Source organism: Nonomuraea sediminis, from assembly GCF_018531495.1.
GTDB lineage: Bacteria > Actinomycetota > Actinomycetes > Streptosporangiales > Streptosporangiaceae > Nonomuraea > Nonomuraea sediminis.
Window position 1 is genome coordinate 79,678 of sequence record NZ_JAHDTI010000020.1, and the last position, 19,468, is coordinate 99,145.

Below are 19,468 nucleotides of genomic sequence, written 5' to 3' on the forward strand. Positions count from 1 at the left end.
CGTGCAATTGCAAGTTTTCACATTGCGGTGTGCCGATGAGTAACGCAGGCTTAACCCAGCGTCGGCACCACCCGGCGGGTAGCGCGGCCATCAGGACACGGAGGGGGGTTCGGTGGCGCGAACGCGCGCCAGCCCGGTGCCGGTGGCCGGAGGATGGGGCGGATCACCGACCGCCCCATCCCCGGCTCTTTTCGATGCCGGGGGTACGACGGATCGTGGGGGTCATCGTCTCCCCGGCATCCCTGCCTTTTGGACCCAGGCCCTAGACTTGGCTGCAAAGCTAAACGGCAGAGGGGGCCGCAGCATGTCCAAGTTCACCGAGACAGGTCTGACCTTCGATGACGTGCTGCTGGTGCCCGCGTACTCGGACCTGCAACCAGGCGAGGCCAACACCAGCTCACGTCTGTCCCGCAACATCACACTGGCGATCCCGCTGGTCTCCGCGGCCATGGACACGGTCACCGAGGCACGCATGGCGGTGGCGATGGCCCGCCAGGGCGGCATCGGGATCCTGCACCGCAACCTGTCCGTGGAGGAGCAGGCCCAGCAGGTCGACCTGGTCAAGCGTTCCGAGGCCGGGATGGTCACCAACCCGGTCACCTGCTCGCCGGACGACACGCTGGCCGACGTGGAGCGGCTGTGCGCCACGTACCGGATCTCCGGAGTTCCGGTCACGGACTACTCCGGCGTACTCGTCGGCATCGTGACCAACCGCGACATGCGCTTCGAGACCGACCAGTCGCGTCCCGTCCGCGAGGTCATGACCGCGATGCCGCTGGTCACCGCGCCGGTCGGGGTTTCCCGCGACGAGGCGTTCGCGCTGCTGCGCGCCAACAAGATCGAGAAACTGCCGCTGGTCGACGACGCGGGCAAGCTGCGCGGCCTGATCACCGTCAAGGACTTCACCAAGAGCGAGCAGTACCCGCTCGCCACCAAGGACGCCGACGGCCGCCTGGTCGTGGGCGCGGCCATCGGGGTCGGCGGCGACGCGGAGGAGCGCGCCAAGGCGCTGATCGACGCGGGCGTCGACACCATCGTCGTGGATGTCGCGCACGGCCACTCCAAGGGCCTGGCCGACATGGTCGGCAAGATCAAGGCCAACAGCCGGGTCGACGTCATCGGCGGCAACATCGCCACCAGGGCGGGCGCCCAGATGCTCGTCGAGGCGGGCGCCGACGGGGTCAAGGTCGGGGTGGGCCCCGGCTCCATCTGCACCACCCGCGTCGTGGCCGGGGTCGGCGCACCCCAGGTCACGGCCATCTACGAGGCCTCGCTCGCGTGCGGGCCCGCCGGGGTGCCGGTCATCGGCGACGGCGGCCTGCAGTACTCGGGCGACATCGTCAAGGCCATCGCCGCCGGGGCCGACACGGTCATGCTCGGCTCCCTGCTCGCAGGCTGCGAGGAGTCGCCCGGCGAGCTGATCTTCATCAACGGCAAGCAGTTCAAGTCCTACCGCGGCATGGGCTCGCTCGGCGCGGTCCGCAACCGCGAGCGCGGCGGCACGTCCTTCTCCAAGGACCGCTACGCGCAGGCCGACGTCGGCGGCGAGGACAAGTACATCCCCGAGGGCATCGAGGGCCAGGTGCCCTACCGCGGCCCGCTCGCCGCCGTCGCCCACCAGCTCGTCGGCGGCCTGCGCCAGGGCATGTGGTACGCGGGCTGCCGCACCATCACGCAGATGCACACCGACTGCGAGCTCATGCCGATCACCGCGGCGGGCCTCACGGAGAGCCATCCCCACGACATCCAGATGACCGTGGAAGCTCCCAACTATCACAGAAGGTAAGACATGACTCAGCAGGTGGAGATCGGCCGGGGCAAGACCGGTCGCCGGGCCTACGCGCTCGACGAGATCGGCCTCGTCCCCTCCCGGCGCACCCGGGACCCCGAAGAGGTCTCGATCGCCTGGCAGATCGACGCTTACCGGTTCGAGCTGCCCGTCGTGGTGGCCCCCATGGACAGCGTCGTCTCCCCGGCCACCGCCATCGCGATCGGCCGCCTCGGCGGGCTCGCGCCGCTCGACCTCGAAGGCCTGTGGACGCGGTACGAGGACCCGTCGCCGCTGCTCGAGGAGTGCGCCTCGCTCGACTCTGCCGCCGCCACGAAGCGCCTGCAGGAGATCTACACGGCCCCGATCAAGGAGGAGCTGATCGGCCGCCGCATCGAGGAGATCCGCGCCTCGGGCGTCACGACGGCCGTACGGCTGTCGCCGCAGCGGACCGTGCAGTACCACAAGGCGGTCATCGACGCCGGGGTCGACATCTTCGTCATCCGGGGCACCACGGTCTCCGCCGAGCACGTCTCCGGGCGGGCCGAGCCGCTCAACCTCAAGCAGTTCATCTACGAGCTCGACGTGCCCGTCATCGTCGGCGGCTGCGCCACCTACACGGCGGCCCTCCACCTGATGCGCACCGGGGCCGCCGGCGTGCTCGTGGGCTTCGGCGGGGGCGCCTCCCACACCACCCGCAACGTCCTCGGCGTCGCCGTACCCATGGCCACCGCCATCTCGGACGTGGCCGCCGCGCGCCGCGACTACATGGACGAGTCGGGCGGCCGCTACGTCCACGTCATCGCCGACGGCGGCATGGGCACCTCGGGCGACATCGCCAAGGCCATCGCCTGCGGCGCGGACGCCGTCATGGTCGGCTCGCCCCTGGCGCGTGCCGCCGAGGCTCCCGGGCACGGCTTCCACTGGGGTTCCGAGGCCCACCACCCTGACCTGCCGCGCGGGCGCCGCGTCGAGTTCGGCACGGTCGGCACGCTGGAGCAGATCCTCCACGGCCCCTCCAGCGTGGCGGACGGCTCGATGAACCTCATGGGCGCCCTCAAGCGCACCATGGCCTCCACGGGCTACTCCGACATCAAGGAATTCCAGCGCGTCGAGGTAGTCGTAGCCCCCGTCCAGCGCTGACCCGTCGCCCTCCGGAGGAAGGCCCCCAAGAAAGGTCCTCCCTCCGGTCGGGCGTTCTTTTGAAGCCCCCACCCGAAACCCACGTAGGTGGCCGGCCACCTCCTGCCCACCCAGATGCGTAGAGCGAGCGCTCCACCGGTGACGGAGGACCCGCTAACGCCGCCTGTTTTCCATGGCGCAGCCGGCACGAAATCGGAGAACGTGGTGTCTCTGGTGAGGTATACGCCGTACACCCAGATGGTTTACGGTGTATACGTGAGTACTGCCGAGAAGATCGTGGATGCCGCTCAGGGGATTCTCGTGCGGGAGGGTGCCGACGCCGTGAGCATGCGGCGGGTCGGTGAGATCGTCGGTGTCACGGCGATGGCCATCTACAAGCACTACCCCAACCGCCAGGCACTCCTCCAAGCCGTGGCCGACCGGACGTTCCTGGAGCTGGCCGGGAGGTGGGGGACGCGGGTGCCGGGCGGGGACTGGGAGAGCAGGGCGCTGGGGTTGATGCAGGATTTCCTGGATTTCGCGCTGGGGAGCCCGCATCTGTACACGTTCCTGATGACCGAGCGGCGCGAGCGGGCCAGGCGGTTCCCCGATGACTTCGAGGGGGGCGGGTCTCCGGCCTTCGCGCATGTGGTGGCGATCGTCGAGGAGGGGATGGCGGCCGGGTCGCTGCGCCAGGACCAGCCGCTGGAGGTGGCGCTGGTGCTGACCTCGTCGACGCAGGGACTGGTCCAGCTGTATCTGGGCGGGCGCATCGGGCTCGACGAGGCCGGGTTCAGGCAGCTGTGCGAGCGGAACGCCAGGAGGCTCCTCGATGGCATCCGCGCTTAGGAAGACGCTGATCGTCGTCGTGGTGGTCCTGGTGGGCGCGGTGGGATACGGCGCCTGGTTCGGGAGCGACCAGGGGATCAAGGTCGAGCACTACGGAGGCGGGAACACCTCGGTGCTCGCCGTACAGGACGGGACGGTCACGCTGACCGAGACGGCCGAGACGAGCAAGCCGGGCACCTACTGGCTGGAGTGGACGGGGTCGTTCGCGATGCTGGGCGACGTCGTGGCGCGGGCGCCGGGGCGGGTCACGAGGAAGGTGTTGCGGGGGCTCACGCCGTCCGTGGGCACGCCTGGGTGGTTCGGGAACGTGCCGCCGGGCGATCCGGAGGTCGCCTGGGGGATCGGCTACTCCGAGGTCATGGTGCCCACCGAGCTGGGGCCCGCCCCCGCCTGGTACGTGCGGGGGCGCGGCACCACCTGGGTGGTGGCGGTGCATGGGCAGAACGGGCGGCGCAAGGCGGAGCTGAAGGTGCTCCCGGTGGTGCACGAGCTGGGCCTGCCGTTCCTGGACATCAGCTACCGCAACGACGAGGGCGCGCCGGCCTCGCCGGACGGCCTGTTGCACCTGGGCGACTCGGAATGGCGGGATCTGGAGGCCGCGATTCGGCAGGCGCAGCGGATGGGGGCCAAGCGGTTCGTCCTGTACGGGACGTCGATGGGCGGGCAGATCATCGGGCAGTTCCTGGCCAGGTCGGGGCTGGCGGGCCAGGTGGACAGGGTGGTGCTGGACGCGCCCATGATCGACGTGCGGATGACCGCGGAGCAGGGGGTCAGGAACTTCCACCTGCCGGGGTTCCTCGGGGCGCTGTCGAACCAGGTCATCAAGTGGCGTACCGGGGTGGACGCGGACGAGCTCAGCCTGATCCGCCACCCGCCCGCGGTCAGGCCGCCGACGCTGCTGATCCACACCGTCCCCGACGACCAGCACCCGATCGAGGAGGCACGCGGCCTGGTCGCCACCGGCAGGCGGCTGAACTGGGACATCACGTTCGAGGAGTTCGCCGAGGGCGGGCACACCGAGGCGTGGAACGTGGACCGCGCCCGCTACGACCGGGCCGTGCGCGACTTCCTCACGGCAGGTCGATCTGGTAGCGGATGAAGCCCCGGTAGGAGGCGACCTTGTCGTACAGGGTCCGGGCGGTCGTGTTGGTCTCGTGGGTGTTCCAGTAGACGCGGTCGCAGCCGCGCTCGCGGGCCCAGTCCGTCACCGCGGCGATCAGCGCGCGGCCGACGCCCTTGCCGCGCGCGGCCTGGGCGGTGAAGAGGTCCTGCAGGTAGCAGACGTCCGTGTCGGGCTTGGAGGTGCTGGCGTGCGTGAGGAAGTGCGTGATGCCGACGAGGTCGCCGTCCACCCTGGCCCCCAGGGCGTGCAGGCGGGTGTCGGCCTGGAACTCCTCCCAGGCGCGCCGGTACATCTCGTCCGGCTCCACGCGCTGGTAGAAGTCGATGTATCCACGGAAGAGCGCTTCCCACACGGGCCGGTCCGCGGGCTGGAGCTTGCCGATCTCGATCACGCGTCCACGGTAGAAGCGGACACGGCGCGCCGACACGGCCACTTGGGGGCGATAACCAGCGACCACCCAGGCCAGGGCTAGGCTCGCGAAAGTGAGCATTCTTGTCATTGGTGGCACGGGGCGCGTCGGCAGTCATGTGGTGCGCAAGCTGACCGAGGCGGCCCAGAGCGTGCGGGTGCTGGGGCGCAGCGCCTCGGGGCCCGGCGCGGTGCGAGGTTCGATCGATGACCCGGCCGCGGTCCGCCGGGCGCTCGAGGGCGCCGTCGGCGTGGTGATCGCGGTCGAGTCAGGCACCACGGCAGCAAGCGCCAGGGCCGTGCACGAGCAGGGGGTGCGCAACGTCGTCGAGGCCGCCGCGCCCGGCACGCAGGTCGTGCTGGTCACGCAGATCTACCTGACCAGGGCGGACGAGCATCCCGAGATGGGCTACATCCTCGGCGCCCGGTTCGCCGGCGAGGAGGCGGTACGGCGCAGCGGCCTGCCGTACACGATCGTCAGGCCCAGCTGGCTGACAGGCCAGCCCGGCGGGCGGAGCGCGCTGCTGCTCGACCAGGGCGACACCGGCGACGGCCAGGTCAGCCGCGAGGACATCGCCGAGATCTGCGTGCAGGCGCTGCGCGTGCCCACCGCGCGGGGCAAGACCTTCGAGGTGTACGGCGTGCCCGGCGATCCCGTGGCCGACTGGCAGGCGGCGTTCGCCAAGCTCGCAGGGGACGCGGCGTGAGCCGCACCTGCCTGGTCACGGGGGCGAACCGGGGGATCGGGCTGGAGGTGGCGCGGCAACTGGCCGCGGCGGGTGACACCGTGATCCTGACGGCGCGCGACCTGGGCAAGGCTCAGGAGGCGGCGAAGGGCATCCGGGGCGACGTGGTGCCCGTGTGGTTGGACGTGTCGGACGCGGAGTCCGTGGCCGGGCTCTCGCTCGACCGGCTGGACGTGCTGGTCAACAACGCGGCCATCCACTACGACACCTGGCAGCGGGCGGCCGGGGCGGACCTGCGCGTGGTGCGGGAGGCGCTGGAGACCAACGTGCTCGGCGCCTGGCAGCTCACGCAGGCGATGCTGCCGCTGCTGCGCGCCTCGGGGCACGCGCGCGTGGTGAACGTCTCCAGCGAGGCGGGATCGCTGGCGAGCATGGGCGCGGGCACCCCCGCCTACGCGATGTCGAAGGCGGCGCTGAACGCGCTCACCAGGATGCTCGCCGCCGAGCTGCGCGGCGACCGCATCCTGGTCAACTCCGTGTGCCCGGGCTGGGTGGCGACGGACATGGGCGGGCCGGGCGGGCGGCCGGTGGCCGAGGGCGCGGCGAGCGTGCTGTGGGCGGTGAACCTGCCTGACAACGGGCCGACCGGCGGTTTCTTCCGCGACGGCCGGCCCCTGCCGTGGTGATCACCGGGTGAACCAGGTGACCGTGGCGCCGTTGCTGAACTCGCGGCGCGCGGTCGGCTTGAACAGGGTCGGGCTGAACTCTCCGGCGAAGCCGGGGATGCCCGTCCCCGCCACGACCGGGTAGCTCTTCACGACCAGCTCGTCGATCTCGGGCAGCAGGCTCGCGGCCAGCTTGCCGCCGCCGGCGAGCCAGATGTCCTTGCCGGTGTCCTCCTGCTTGAGCTCGCGCACCAGCTTCACCGGGTCCTCGACCAGGCCCATGGTCCTGGACACGACGTACTCGCGCAGGTGCGCGTACGGGTTGGTCACGTTGATGGCCAGGGCGGGCTCGTAGGTGCCCCGGCCCATCACCAGCGTGTCGAAGGCCTGGTTCGGCGCGTCGACGGCCAGGCCGAGGTGGGGCCTGGCATGCGTGGGCAGCGTCTCGGGGTAGTCCTCCCTGATCCACGCGAGCATGTCCTCGGGCAGGGGGTAGAAATCGATCTCGCCGCCGGGGCCGGCGATGTAGCCGTCAATCGACATTCCGACGAAGTAAACAAGCTTTCGCATGACTGCTCCTGTAGTACTCTGTTTGAAGTGGCTTAACCGTAGTACTACATGTGGAGTGGTGTCAATGGTGAGGCAGAACCTGGCCCGTCGGGCGGCGCTCGTGGACGCCGCGATCGAGGTCCTGGCGCGCGACGGGGCGCGCGGGCTGACGTTCCGGGCCGTGGACGCGCAGGCGGAGGTGCCGGTCGGCACGGCCTCGAACTACTTCGACAACCGCGACGACCTGCTGACGCAGGCGGGCGGGCGGATCTACGAGCGGCTGCAGCCCGACGAGCGCACCATGACCGACTCCCTGGCGGGCCCGCGCACCAAGGAGCGCGTCGTGGAGCTCATGCGCGACATCGTCGGCCGCATCACGGCGTTCCGCACGGGCTGGCTCGCGCTCCTGGAGCTCCGGTTGGAGGCGACCCGCCGCCCGGAGCTGCGCGCCGTACTCACCAAGCGCATCAGGGAGGACATCGACGCCAACGTCCGCTACCACCTCGAATCCGGGCTACCCGGCGACGAGACCACCGTCAAGCTGCTCTTCCTCGCGATGAACTGGCTCATCGTCGAGCAGCTCACGCTCCCTGAGGTCTTCTCCGAGCAGGAGGTCCAGGATCTGGTGGCGGCGGCGGTCGAGCGTAGTCTGCCGTAGGTGAATGACGACGTCGTGAAGGCGGGAAGCATGAGGCTGGCGCGGGAGAGCGACCAGAAGGCGGTCGAGGAGATCGTGTTCGCGGCCTACGAGCCGTGGGTCGAGATCGTGGGGATGCGGCCGCTGCCGATGGAGGCCGACTACGGCAAGCTCATCGCCGAGCAGCGGGTGCACCTGACCGGGGACATCGACGGGTTGATCGTGTTGATCCCGGAGGACGGCGCGCTGTACATCGACAACGTCGCCGTCCGGCCGCAGATGCACGGCAAGGGGGTCGGCAGGGAGCTGCTGGCCTTCGCCGAGGACGAGGCCAGGAGGCTGGGCCTGCCCGCGACCCGCCTGATCACCAACGTGAAGATGCTGTCCAACCGGGCGCTGTACGCCCGGCTCGGCTACCAGGAGGTCGGGTTCAAGGGCGTCGAGGGACGGCAGGCCGTGGAGATGCGCAAGGAGCTCAGCTAGCCAGCACGCCCAGCAGGTGGGTCACCTCGCGGGCCACGGCGTCGCGGCCCGCCTTGAGGTACTTGCGGGAGTCCACCACCTTGGCGTCGGCCGCCAGGTACTCCCTGACCGCGCCCGTGAACGCCTTGTTCAGGTGCGTGGCGATGTTGATCTTCTTCATGCCGTGCCGTACGGCCTCGCGCAGGGTGTCGTCCGGCACGCCGGAGGAGCCGTGCAGCACCAGCGGCACCGGCACCGCGGCGTGCAGCTCGGTGATGAGGTCCAGGTCGAGCACCGCGTCCTTGGTGGTCATCGCGTGCGAGCTGCCGACCGCCACGGCCAGCGCGTCGACGCCGGTGCGGGCCACGTAGTCGACCGCCTCGTGCGGCTTGGTGCGCGCCCCGGGCGCGTGCACGCCGTCCTTGCCGCCGACCTCGCCCAGCTCGGCCTCCACCCACACGCCCCGCTCGTGGCACCAGGCGGCCACGGAGGCGGTCGCGGCCACGTTCTCCTCGTCGGGCAGCGCTGAGGCGTCGAACATCACCGAGCCCAGCCCCAGCTCGACGGCCTCCTCGACGAGCGCGCGGTCGGTGGCATGGTCGAGGTGCACCGCCACGGGGACGCGGGCGGCGCGCGCGACGGCCAGCGAGGCGAGCGCGATGGGCGCCAGCGCGCCGTGGTACTTCACGCAGTTCTCGCTGATCTGCAGCACGACGGGCAGGTTCACCGCCTCGGCCCCCGCCACGATGGCGGTGGCGTGCTCGAGCTGGATCACGTTGAACGCGCCAACGCCGAGCGGCGCGTCGCGGACGATGTCGCCGATGGAGGCGAGGGGCATGGCGGGCTCCTTAGCTGATGACGATCTTGGGGTGGATGTCGGCGTAGACGTCGCGGTCGAAGTCGCCCGCCACCGGCGCGGCCACCGCCGCCGCCCCGAGCGCGGCGGCCCTGGCCAGCCTGGACGGCCACGGCGTCCCCTCGACCAGCCCCAGCGCCAGCCCCGCGACCAGCGAGTCGCCCGCCCCTGTGGGATTGCCCTCCACCCGGTACGGCATGCCGGCGCGGAAGGCGCCCTCCGGGGTGACCGCGAGCAGCCCGTCGGCGCCCATCGAGACGACCACCGCCTCGGCGCCCTGCGACCTGAGCTCGGCGGCCCCCTCCAGAGCGGTGCCACCGGGCACGGCCCTGGCCAGCTCCTCGGCGTTGGGCTTGACGATGGCCGGGCGGCCCTTGGGGGCGTGGCGCAGCGGCTCGCCGTCGGCGTCCACGACCGCGGGAACGCCCCGGTCGTGCGCGACCTGGGCGAGCGTGGCGTAGAAGTCGGCGGGCACGCCCTGCGGCAGGCTCCCCGAGATGACCACCGCGCCCGCGTCACGCAGCAGCTCGCCGTACCGCTTGAGGAAGTTCGCGAGCTCGTCGGGCGTCACCGTGGGGCCTGGCTCGTTGAACAGCGCGGTCCTGCCGGGCTCGGAGACGACCAGCGTGGTGCGGGAGTCACCGGAGACCGGGACGAGCGCGTCGGGGAGCCCCGACGCGCGCAGGTCGGCCGCGACGGCCTCACCCGTCGGCCCGCCCGCCAGGCCCGTGACCAGGACCTCCTGGCCGAGCGCCGCCAGCACGCGGGCCACGTTGACGCCCTTGCCGCCCGCGCGCCTGTGCACGGTCCGGACCCGGTTGACGCCGTCCCAGTCGACGGCGGGCACCTGGTAGGTGACGTCGAGTGCGGCGTTGAGCGTCACGGTGAGGATCATCAGGGCTCCGTGGTCCAGGCTCCGCGCTGCATGACGCCCTCGACCTGCAGGGAGTCGGAAAGGACGACCAGGTCCGCCACCTTGCCCGCGGCGATCGAGCCGAGCTGGGAGTCCAGGCCGAGCACGCGCGCGGGCGTGAGCGAGGCCACCTGGACCGCCTCGGGCAGCGACAGGCCGACCTCCTGGACGGCGCGCCGGAACGCCACGTCCATCGTCAGCGTGGACCCGGCGATCGAGCCGCCCTCCACCAGCCTGGCGACGCCGTCGGCCACGTCGACCTGCATGCTGCCGAGCACGTAGGTGCCGTCGCCCATCCCGGTGGCGGCCATCGCGTCGGTGATCAGAGTGGTCCTGGACGGCCCCGCTACGTCGTAGGCCAGGCGGAGCATCGCGGGGTGCACGTGCACGCCGTCGTTGATGAGCTCGACCGTGACCCGCTCGTCCTCGAGCAGCGCGGCGACCGGCCCCGGCGCGCGGTGGCCGAGCGGCGGCATGGCGTTGTAGAGGTGGGTGGCGACCGTGCCGCCCGCCTCGATGCCCTCCAGCGTCTTGTCGTAGTCGGCGTCGCTGTGGCCGAGCGCCACGATCACGCCCTCGGCGGCAGCCGTACGGATCGTGTCGAGCGCGCCGGGCAGTTCGGTGGCGATCGTCAGCATGCGCACGTGGCCGCGGCCGGCCTTGAGCAGCCCGGCGAACTCGGCCGGCGTCGGCTCGCGCAGCAGCGCGGGGTTGTGCGCGCCGCACCGCGCCTTGGAGATGTAGGGCCCCTCGAAGTGGATCCCGGCCAGCAGGCCGTCGTCGCACAGCTCGGCCATCGACGCGGCGGCCGAGGCCAGGTTCTCCAGCGTCTCCGTCACCAGGCTCGCGACCATCGTGGTGGTGCCGTGGCGCAGGTGCAGCGCGATCGCCTCCCGCGCCTTGTCCTGCTCGCCCGTCGGGAAGGACCCGCCCGCTCCGCCGTGGTTGTGGATGTCGACGAAACCGGGCACGACATGCCGCCCGCCCAGGCTGTGGCCCGCGCGGGGGGCGGATCCCCGGCCGACGTGCGTGATCCGGCCGTCTTCGATGGTCAACCACCCCTCGTGCACCCCTTCGGGGGTCACGATCCGGGCGTCGGAGAGAGTAAGGCTCATGAAGAAAGGATCACAGATCGCGTGAGGTGCAGGGGCTCGTCGGGGTTGAGCCCGCGGGCGAAGGCCCTGGCGACCGCGACGCGCTGGGCCCTGATCAGCTCGGCCATCGGGTCGAGGTCGCTCTGGAAGAACGTGCCGCCGGTGGCCTCCACCTGCTCGCGCAGGCCGTCGGGGGCGGTGCCGAGCATCCAGGTGACGCGGCCGGGGCCGGCGATGCTGATCGGGCCGTGGCGGTACTCCATCGCCGGGTACGCCTCGGTCCACGACCTGGAGGCCTCGCGCATCTTCAGCGCCGCCTCCTGGGCCAGGCCGACCGACCAGCCGGTGCCGAGGAAGCTGAACTGCTCGGCCTCGACCAGTTCGGCGGGCAGCGGCTCGGCCAGAGCCCTGCCGGCGTCGGCGATCGCCTGGGTGAGGTCCTCGCTGAGGCTGGCGCGCAGCATCGCGAGCTGGGTGGTGGCGAAGCGGGTCTGCACGACCGACTGCTCGTCGGCGTAGTCGAGCACGACGACCTGGTCGGCGGCCGTCATGACCGGGGTGTTCGGGTCGGCGGTGATGGCCGTGGTCGGCAGGTCGGTCTCGGCCAGCAGGGCGAGCACCTCGGTCGTGGTGCCCGAGCGGGTCAGCGCGAGCACGCGGTCGTAGCGGCGGCCCGTGGGCGCCTCGGAGGCGGCGAACGCGTCGGTCTCGCCGAGCCCGGCCTGCTCGCGCAGCGTGGCGTAGGCCATCGCGATGAACCACGACGTCCCGCAGCCGACGACGGCGACCCGCTCGCCCGGTTGCGGCAGCGCGCCCGCTGGAACGTTCTCGACGGCGCGGCGCCAGCACTCCGGCTGGGATGCGATCTCGGCTTCGGTGTGGGTGGTCACCACTTACCTCCCGATCGATGTTTGTTTCTGCTCTTTTTATATCAGAACAGCGCATATTTTTGCACTGGTGGCCTTGACCTCCCGTGATGTGCCACGCTTGCTCCTGACGGATCTCCGAGGGAGGACTTCGTGTCCCGTTATGACCGGTGGAACGCGATTCTTGAACTGCTCGCGCAGGAGGGTCGCCTCACCGTCGAGGAGGCGGCGCAGTCGCTCGACGTCTCCACGGCCACGATCCGTCGCGACTTCGATCAGCTGGCACAGCAGCAGATGCTCATGCGCACGCGCGGCGGCGCGGTCGCGCAGAGCGTGAGCTACGACCTCCCGCTGCGCTACAAGACGGCCAGGCACGCCGACGAGAAGCACCGCATCGCCGCGGCGGCCGCCGACCTGGTCGCCCCCGGCGCGGTCGTCGGCATGAACGGCGGCACCACCACCTCCGAGCTGGCCCGCACGCTGGCCACCCGCTCCACGCTCGAGTCCGGCTTCACGATCGTCACCAACGCGCTCAACATCGCCTCGGAGCTCACGGTCCGCCAGCACGTCAAGATCGTGGTCACCGGCGGCGTGGCGCGCCAGCAGTCCTACGAGCTCATCGGCCCGCTGGCCTCGGGCGTGCTGGAGCAGGTGACGCTGGACGTGGCCTTCCTCGGCGTCGACGCGCTCGACGTCGACCTGGGCGCCTCGGCGCACCACGAGGGCGAGGCCAGCGTCAACCACCTGCTGATCAGCCGGGCCGCGCAGGTCGTGGTCGTGGCCGACTCCTCCAAGATCGGCAAGCGTGCCTTCTCCCGCATCTGCCCGATCACCCAGATCGACACCCTCGTCACCGACAGCCGGCTCTCCGACGCCCTGGCCGCGTCGCTCTCCGAGGCGGGCGTCAAGGTCATCAGGGCCTAGAGTCACGCCCTCAGGGGCGATCCCGCGTCTTTGTGCTGCCGTCAGAACGCCCGTGACATGCTCCAAAAGCCCACGTCATAGCAGGGCAAACATTGCGCGACATCCTAGACTTGGGCGATTCGTTCCCTTGAACTGTTCGTGTTTATGTGGGTAGGTTGACGGCATGACCGCATCCCAGCCTCCGTCCACAGCCGAGGAGCTGCGAGGTGCCGGCCTGCGGGTGACGGCCGCCCGCGTCGCGCTGCTCGAGACCGTCCGCGACGGTGACCATCTCGACGCCGAAGCGATCGCCTCAGGAGTGCGCGATCGCGTAGGCCACATCTCCCTTCAGGCCGTCTACGAGGCCCTCTACGCGCTCACCGCGGCGGGGCTCGTACGCCGTATCGAACCGGCCGGCAGTCCGGCCAGGTTCGAAGGGCGTATCGGCGACAACCACCACCACATCGTGTGCCGGTCGTGCGGTGTCGTCGCCGACGTCGACTGCGCGGTCGGGCACGCGCCATGCCTGACCGCGGCCGACGATCTCGGGTTCACGATCGACGAGGCCGAGGTCGTCTACTGGGGCCTGTGCCCCGACTGTTCCATCGCCAGCAGTTCCTGAGCAAAAGGATTCCCCATGTCTGAGAACCAAGAGGCAAACGCAGGCGGCTGCCCGGTCGCGCACGAGCGCGCCCCGCACCCCACTCAGGGCGGCGGAAACCGCCAGTGGTGGCCGGAACGGCTCAACCTGAAGATCCTCGCCAAGAACCCCGCCGTGGCCAACCCGTTCGGCGAGGAGTTCGACTACGCCGAGGCGTTCAACAGCCTCGACCTCCCGGCCGTGAAGCGGGACATCCTGGAGGTGCTGACGACCTCGCAGGACTGGTGGCCGGCCGACTTCGGCCACTACGGCCCGCTGATCATCCGGATGGCCTGGCACAGCGCGGGCACCTACCGGATCAGCGACGGCCGCGGCGGCGCCGGCGCGGGCCAGCAGCGCTTCGCCCCGCTCAACAGCTGGCCGGACAACGCGAGCCTCGACAAGGCCCGCCGCCTGCTGTGGCCGATCAAGAAGAAGTACGGCAAGAGCCTGTCGTGGGCCGACCTCATGATCCTGTCCGGCAACGTCGCCCTGGAGTCGATGGGCTTCAAGACGTTCGGCTTCGCCGGCGGTCGTGCGGACGTCTGGGAGGCCGACGAGGACGTCTACTGGGGTCCCGAGAGCACCTGGCTCGACGACGAGCGCTACACCGGCGACCGGGAGCTGGAGAACCCGCTCGCCGCTGTCCAGATGGGCCTCATCTACGTCAACCCGGAGGGCCCGAACGGCAACCCGGACCCGCTGGCCGCGGCCCGCGACATCCGTGAGACGTTCCGCCGGATGGCGATGAACGACGAGGAGACCGCCGCCCTCATCGCGGGCGGCCACACCTTCGGCAAGACCCACGGTGCCGGCCCGGCGGAGAACGTCGGTGCCGACCCCGAGGCCGCCCCGCTCGAGCAGCAGGGCCTCGGCTGGAAGAGCAGCTACGGCACCGGCAAGGGTGGCGACGCGATCACCAGCGGTCTCGAGGGCATCTGGACGAACACCCCGATCACCTGGGACAACAGCTTCCTGGAGATCCTGTACGGGTACGAGTGGGAGCTGTTCAAGAGCCCCGCGGGGGCGCACCAGTGGCGTCCGAAGGAGGGCGCGGGCGCGGGGACCGTTCCCGACGCTCACGACTCGTCGAAGAGCCACGCTCCGACGATGCTGACGACCGACCTCTCGCTCCGGTTCGACCCGGTCTACGAGCAGATCACGCGGCGCTGGCTCGACCACCCCGAGGAGCTCGCGGAAGCCTTCTCCAAGGCCTGGTACAAGCTGACCCACCGCGACATGGGCCCGAAGGCGCGCTACCTCGGCCCGGAGGTCCCCGCCGAGACGCTGCTCTGGCAGGACCCGCTCCCCGAGGTGACGCACGAGCTCGTCGACGCCCAGGACGTCGCCTCGCTCAAGGAGCAGGTCCTCGCCTCGGGCCTGACGGTGTCGGAGCTGGTGTCCACCGCGTGGGCGTCGGCCTCGTCCTTCCGCGGCAGCGACAAGCGCGGCGGCGCCAACGGCGCCCGCATCCGCCTGCAGCCGCAGAGCGGGTGGGAGGTCAACGACCCCGACCAGCTGGCGACGGTGCTGCGCAAGCTGGAGGGGATCCAGCAGGCCTTCAACGCCGCCCAGAGCGGCGGCAAGCAGATCTCGTTCGCCGACCTGATCGTGCTGGCCGGTGCCGCCGGTGTCGAGAAGGCGGCCAAGGACGCCGGCTTCGACGTCCAGGTCCCCTTCAGGCCGGGCCGCGCGGACGCCACGCAGGAGCAGACCGACGTGGAGTCGTTCGCGGCGATCGAGCCGGCCGTCGACGGGTTCCGCAACTACGTCGGCAAGGGCACCCGGCTTCCCGCCGAGTACCTGCTGATCGACAAGGCGAACCTGCTGACCCTCAGCGCGCCCGAGATGACGGTGCTCGTCGGTGGTCTCCGCGTCCTGGGCGCGAACCACAAGCAGTCGTCGCTCGGCGTCCTCACCACGGCCCCCGGCACCCTGACCAACGACTTCTTCGTCAACCTCCTCGACATGGACACGACGTGGACGGCGACGTCGGAGGACGCGGCCACCTTCGAGGGCCGCGACGCCAAGGGCGAGGTCACGTGGACCGGCAGCCGGGCCGACCTGGTCTTCGGGTCGAACTCCGAGCTGCGCGCGCTCGCGGAGGTCTACGCCAGCGATGACGCCAAGGAGAAGTTCGTCAAGGACTTCGTCGCGGCGTGGGACAAGGTCATGAACCTCGACCGGTTCGACCTGTCCTGATCGCGACGTCCAGGCCGGCCCGGCGAGGGCCGGCCTGGACGTTCTCGTCGTTCTCGACATTCTTCACCTTGAGCGCCACCCGGCGTTCCGGACTGCTGCCCTAAGCTCAGGGCGGGTAGGAATGTCAGGACAAGGTGACGGCCGTATCCCAGGGGGAGCTATGGCGGCGGGAAGGCAGGTGGCCCGGCTCGGGCCCGTCGAGCGGGCATCGGCGCTGACCACGATGGCCGCGCAGGAGCTCGACGTGGTCGTGGTGGGAGGCGGAGTGGTCGGCGCGGGCATCGCGCTCGATGCCGCGACCCGCGGGCTCAGCGTGGGCCTGGTCGAGGCGCGCGACTTCGCCTCGGGCACCTCCTCGCGCTCCTCGAAGCTGATCCACGGCGGCCTGCGCTACCTGGAGCAGCTCAACTTCGACCTGGTCAGGGAGGCGCTGCAGGAGCGCGCCCTGCTGCTGCAGCGCATCGCCCCGCACCTGGTGCGCCCGGTGCCGTTCCTGTTCCCGATGACGCACTACGGCTGGGAGCGGCCCTACGTGGGCGCGGGCGTGGCGCTGTACGACACGCTCGGCTACGCGGCCGGGTTGACCAGGGGCGTGCCGAGTCACCGCCACCTGTCCAGGAGCCGGGCGCTGCGCCTGGCTCCCGCGCTCAAGAAGACCGCGTTCACCGGCGCCGTCCAGTACTGGGACGCCCAGGTCGACGACGCCCGCTACGTGATGACCATGCTGCGCACCGCGGCCACCTACGGCGCGCACGTGGCGCCCAGGGCCCAGGTCGTCGGATTCCTGCGCGAGGGCGACAGGGTCACCGGCGTGCGGGTGCGGGACCTGGAGAGCGGCGCCGAGCTGGACGTGCGGGCCCGGCAGGTGGTCAACGCCACCGGGGTATGGACCGACGACATCCAGGAGCTGGTCGGCGGGCGCGGTCAGATCCACGTGCGCGCCTCCAAGGGCGTCCACCTGCTCGTGCCGCGCGACCGCATCCACTCGCTGACCGGGATCATCCTGCGCACCGAGAAGTCCGTGCTCTTCGTGATCCCGTGGGGCAGACACTGGATCATCGGCACCACCGACACCCAGTGGACGCTGGACAAGGTGCACCCCGCGGCCTCCAGCGTCGACATCGGCTACCTGCTCGACCACGTCAACGCCGTCCTGTCGGTGCCGCTGACCAGGGACGACGTGGAGGGCGTCTACGCGGGGCTGCGCCCGCTGCTGTCGGGGGAGTCGGAGGAGACCTCCAAGCTGTCGCGCGAGCACGTCGTCGCCCACCCGGTGCCCGGCCTGGTGATGATCGCGGGCGGGAAGTACACCACCTACCGGGTGATGGCCAAGGACGCGGTCGACGCCGTCGCGCACGGGCTGGACCAGCGGGTGCCGCAGTCGTGCACGGACCGGATCCCGCTGGTGGGCGCTGAGGGATACCAAGCGCTGTGGAACTCCCGTCAGCGCCTGGCGCACACCAGCGGGCTGCACGTGGCCAGGATCGAGCACCTGCTGCAGCGTTACGGCTCGCTCATCGACGAGGTGCTCGAGCTCGTCGAGGGCGACAGGTCGCTGGCCAGGCCGCTCAACGGCGCGGACGACTACCTGCGCGCCGAGATCGTCTACGCCGCCACGCACGAGGGCGCCAGGCATCTGAACGACGTGCTGACCCGGCGCACGCACATCTCGATCGAGACCTTCCACCGCGGCCTCGCGGTGGCCCAGGAGGCCGCGGAGCTGCTCGCCGTACCCCTCGGCTGGGACGGCGACCAGGTCAAGCGGGAGGTCGAGTACTTCTGCAAGCGGGTGGAGGCCGAAAGGCTCTCCCAGGAGCAGGACTCCGACCAGGAAGCCGACGCCATCAGGCTGGGCGCCCCCGAGATCGTCCCGGTCGCAGTCCCTGAACACTCCTGATCTTCGGGCTAGGGTACGGTCACCGTCTTGGTGACCGAGCCCGTCGCGCCCTGGTTGTCGGTGACGGTGAGCTTGACGGACTTGGCGCCCGCCGAGCTGTAGAAGTGGGTGATGGTGGCGCCGCTGCCCGTCGAGCCGTCACCGAAGTTCCACGCGTACGCGGTGATGGTCCCGTCGGGGTCGGACGAGGACGAGCCGTTGAAGTTGCAGTAGTGCCAGATGAAGAACACGCTGCACGTCTGCGTGAAGGCGGCCTTCGGCGGCTGGTTCGTCGGCGTGCCCACGGTGATGGTCTTCGTGGTGGACGCGCTGGCGCCCTGGTTGTCGGTCACGGTCAGCTTGACCGTGTAGGTGCCCGCCGCGCCGTAGGTGTGCGACACGGTCTTGCCTGATCCGGTCGTGCCGTCGCCGAACTCCCAGGCGTAGGACGCGATCGTCCCGTCGGGGTCGGACGAGCTCGAGGCGTCGAAGGAGCAGGCCAGCACGGTGCACGAGTTGGTGAACGCGGCCACCGGCGGCTTGTTGCCCGGCCCGGAGCCCGGCGGGTACTGGGTGGCGTCGTGCACGTCGAGCAGCGGTTCCTTGACGCCGTCGCCGCTGTCGTCGGTCCAGTTGGAGTTGCCCGTCGCGATCAGCTTGGACCGTACGGCCAGCGCCCCGGCCCTGTCGGTGGGCTTGTTGGTCCCCGAGGTGAGGATCCCCGCGGCCCCGGCGACGTGCGGGCTGGCCATCGAGGTGCCGCTGATGGTGTTGTAGCCGCCGTTCATCCACGTCGAGTAGATGCAGGTGCCGGGCGCGGCGATCTCGACCGTGCTGCCGAAGTTGGAGTAGAAGGCCAGCGTGTCGTCCTGGTCGGTCTCGCTGCGGCACGGCAGCGTGCTGCCGCCCAGGCCGCCCGGCTTGCCGTCGATGTCGGTCAGCGCCGACACGGTCACCACGTCGGGGTGGTTGGCCGGGAAGAACGTGGCCGCGTCCTTGGTGCTGTTGCCCGCCGCGACGACGACCACGATGCCCTTGTTCGTGGCATTGGTGATCGCGGTGCTGATCGCGCTGCTGGTGCAGCCGTCGCAGCCGAGGCTCATGTTGATGACCCTGATCGAGGAGGCGTGGGCCACCGCCCAGTCGATCCCGGCGGCGATCGCCGACAGCGTGCCGGATCCGGCCGAGTTGAGCACCTTCACCGCGTGGATGCGGGCGCCGGGCGCGATGCCCACGGCGCCGATGTTGTTGTCGAGCGCGCCGATGATGCCCGCGACGTGGGAGCCGTGACCGTTGTCGTCCGTGCCGCTGTTGGCGGCGCAGGTACCGGTCTGGCAGTCGGTCCGCTCGACCACGTTGAGGTCCGGGTGCGTGTAGTCCACGCCGGTGTCGATCACCGCGACGTCGGTGTCGATGCGCACGTCGTCGGTGCCGTCGATGTCCAGGTTCGGGTTGTCCGGTGCGAACGCCCGTCGGACTCCGGTGCCGACGGTCTGGTCGAACGCGGTGACCTCGGCGTCGGCCTCGACGGTGAGCACGTTCGGGTCCGACTTGAGCGCCTCGGCGGCCTGCGGCGTCAGCTTGGCCGTGTAGCCCTTGAAGGCGTGCTCGTAGACGCCGACCAGCTGGCCGCCCGACCGGGAGACCTGGTCGCTCGCGATCGACCTGGGCGCCTCCCTGAGGATCGGTTTGAGCTGGACGATGTAGGTCTGGGTGTCGGCCCGGGCGAAGGCCGGGAGTGGCGTCGTGAGTAACGCCAGCGCGCTGACGAGTAACGCGAGCATGGGGGTGCGTCGTCGCATGGCAGCGTGAGCCCTTCCATGGGTGGCGGATGGGAACATCTGAAACA

19 protein-coding genes are annotated in these 19,468 nt (G+C 70.6%); 12 read left to right on the plus strand and 7 right to left on the minus strand.

What is annotated here, in order from left to right:
* Window positions 1-304 precede the first annotated feature (304 nt).
* The 4 genes from guaB (at window position 305) to KIK09_RS51555 (ending at window position 4,838) form a co-directional block, all read left to right on the plus strand.
* The gene (guaB, locus tag KIK09_RS51540; protein ID WP_214326944.1) at window positions 305-1,786 is read left to right on the plus strand and encodes an IMP dehydrogenase; all 1,482 of its coding nucleotides are present in this window, start codon (window positions 305-307) and stop codon (window positions 1,784-1,786) included.
* A 3-nt stretch (window positions 1,787-1,789) separates the two neighbouring features.
* Window positions 1,790-2,911 carry a GuaB3 family IMP dehydrogenase-related protein gene (locus KIK09_RS51545; RefSeq protein ID WP_214326945.1) on the plus strand — a complete coding sequence of 374 codons (1,122 nt, stop codon included), beginning with the start codon at window positions 1,790-1,792 and terminating at the stop codon, window positions 2,909-2,911.
* A 255-nt stretch (window positions 2,912-3,166) separates the two neighbouring features.
* Window positions 3,167-3,739 carry a TetR/AcrR family transcriptional regulator gene (locus tag KIK09_RS51550; protein ID WP_214326946.1) on the plus strand — a complete coding sequence of 191 codons (573 nt, stop codon included), beginning with the start codon at window positions 3,167-3,169 and terminating at the stop codon, window positions 3,737-3,739.
* The gene (locus KIK09_RS51555; RefSeq protein WP_214326947.1) at window positions 3,723-4,838 is read left to right on the plus strand and encodes an alpha/beta hydrolase family protein; all 1,116 of its coding nucleotides are present in this window, start codon (window positions 3,723-3,725) and stop codon (window positions 4,836-4,838) included. Before KIK09_RS51550 ends, KIK09_RS51555 begins: the two co-directional genes overlap by 17 nt.
* Here KIK09_RS51555 and KIK09_RS59770 read toward each other — a convergent pair.
* The gene (locus tag KIK09_RS59770; protein WP_214326948.1) at window positions 4,810-5,253 is read right to left on the minus strand and encodes a GNAT family N-acetyltransferase; all 444 of its coding nucleotides are present in this window, start codon (window positions 5,251-5,253) and stop codon (window positions 4,810-4,812) included. The two genes, KIK09_RS51555 and KIK09_RS59770, sit on opposite strands and share 29 nt — an antisense overlap.
* Before the next feature lie 91 nt (window positions 5,254-5,344).
* On the opposite strand from KIK09_RS59770, the gene KIK09_RS51565 reads away from it, so the two are divergent.
* Entirely contained in the window at window positions 5,345-5,977 is a 633-nt protein-coding gene (locus tag KIK09_RS51565) for an NAD(P)H-binding protein (RefSeq protein ID WP_214326949.1), read from the plus strand.
* Window positions 5,974-6,642, plus strand: coding sequence for an SDR family oxidoreductase (locus KIK09_RS51570; protein WP_308164801.1), 669 nt, complete (start codon window positions 5,974-5,976; stop codon window positions 6,640-6,642). The genes KIK09_RS51565 and KIK09_RS51570 overlap by 4 nt, the downstream gene beginning before the upstream one ends.
* On the opposite strand, the gene KIK09_RS51575 is transcribed toward KIK09_RS51570, so the two are convergent.
* Complete coding sequence (locus KIK09_RS51575) at window positions 6,643-7,191, minus strand: dihydrofolate reductase family protein (protein ID WP_214326950.1); 549 nt, start codon at window positions 7,189-7,191, stop codon at window positions 6,643-6,645. It abuts the gene before it with no gap.
* Between the two features lie 67 nt (window positions 7,192-7,258).
* On the opposite strand from KIK09_RS51575, the gene KIK09_RS51580 reads away from it, so the two are divergent.
* Together KIK09_RS51580 and KIK09_RS51585 are read left to right on the plus strand one after the other, a co-directional pair.
* Window positions 7,259-7,828 (plus strand): TetR/AcrR family transcriptional regulator, encoded by a 570-nt coding sequence (locus KIK09_RS51580; protein ID WP_214327028.1) that lies wholly within the window; start codon window positions 7,259-7,261, stop codon window positions 7,826-7,828.
* A complete protein-coding gene (locus KIK09_RS51585; RefSeq protein WP_214326951.1) occupies window positions 7,829-8,290 on the plus strand; it encodes a GNAT family N-acetyltransferase in 462 nt (153 codons plus the stop codon).
* Here KIK09_RS51585 and KIK09_RS51590 read toward each other — a convergent pair.
* Genes KIK09_RS51590 through KIK09_RS51605 form a run of 4 tightly spaced genes read right to left on the minus strand, consistent with a single transcriptional unit; the run spans window position 8,283 to window position 12,022 of the window.
* The gene (locus tag KIK09_RS51590) at window positions 8,283-9,107 is read right to left on the minus strand and encodes a class II fructose-bisphosphate aldolase (RefSeq protein WP_214326952.1); all 825 of its coding nucleotides are present in this window, start codon (window positions 9,105-9,107) and stop codon (window positions 8,283-8,285) included. The genes KIK09_RS51585 and KIK09_RS51590 overlap by 8 nt on opposite strands.
* Before the next feature lie 10 nt (window positions 9,108-9,117).
* A complete protein-coding gene (locus KIK09_RS51595) occupies window positions 9,118-10,020 on the minus strand; it encodes a 1-phosphofructokinase family hexose kinase (RefSeq protein ID WP_214326953.1) in 903 nt (300 codons plus the stop codon).
* Entirely contained in the window at window positions 10,020-11,153 is a 1,134-nt protein-coding gene (gene nagA, locus KIK09_RS51600) for an N-acetylglucosamine-6-phosphate deacetylase (protein ID WP_214326954.1), read from the minus strand. Before nagA ends, KIK09_RS51595 begins: the two co-directional genes overlap by 1 nt.
* Entirely contained in the window at window positions 11,150-12,022 is an 873-nt protein-coding gene (locus KIK09_RS51605; RefSeq protein ID WP_214326955.1) for an SIS domain-containing protein, read from the minus strand. The genes nagA and KIK09_RS51605 overlap by 4 nt, the downstream gene beginning before the upstream one ends.
* A 129-nt stretch (window positions 12,023-12,151) precedes the next feature.
* Between KIK09_RS51605 and KIK09_RS51610 the strand changes: the two genes are divergently transcribed.
* From KIK09_RS51610 to KIK09_RS51625, 4 genes are all read left to right on the plus strand, one after another.
* The gene (locus KIK09_RS51610; protein ID WP_214326956.1) at window positions 12,152-12,922 is read left to right on the plus strand and encodes a DeoR/GlpR family DNA-binding transcription regulator; all 771 of its coding nucleotides are present in this window, start codon (window positions 12,152-12,154) and stop codon (window positions 12,920-12,922) included.
* A 163-nt stretch (window positions 12,923-13,085) separates the two neighbouring features.
* On the plus strand, window positions 13,086-13,523 hold the full coding sequence (locus KIK09_RS51615) for a Fur family transcriptional regulator (protein ID WP_214326957.1): 438 nt from the start codon (window positions 13,086-13,088) through the stop codon (window positions 13,521-13,523).
* Window positions 13,524-13,538: 15 nt separating this feature from the next.
* Window positions 13,539-15,743, plus strand: a complete 2,205-nt coding sequence (katG, locus tag KIK09_RS51620; RefSeq protein ID WP_214326958.1) for a catalase/peroxidase HPI — start codon at window positions 13,539-13,541, stop codon at window positions 15,741-15,743.
* A gap of 160 nt (window positions 15,744-15,903) precedes the next feature.
* Complete coding sequence (locus tag KIK09_RS51625; protein ID WP_214326959.1) at window positions 15,904-17,640, plus strand: glycerol-3-phosphate dehydrogenase/oxidase; 1,737 nt, start codon at window positions 15,904-15,906, stop codon at window positions 17,638-17,640.
* A gap of 8 nt (window positions 17,641-17,648) precedes the next feature.
* On the opposite strand, the gene KIK09_RS51630 is transcribed toward KIK09_RS51625, so the two are convergent.
* A complete protein-coding gene (locus KIK09_RS51630; protein ID WP_214326960.1) occupies window positions 17,649-19,421 on the minus strand; it encodes a S8 family serine peptidase in 1,773 nt (590 codons plus the stop codon).
* Between the last annotated feature and the right edge of the window lie 47 nt (window positions 19,422-19,468).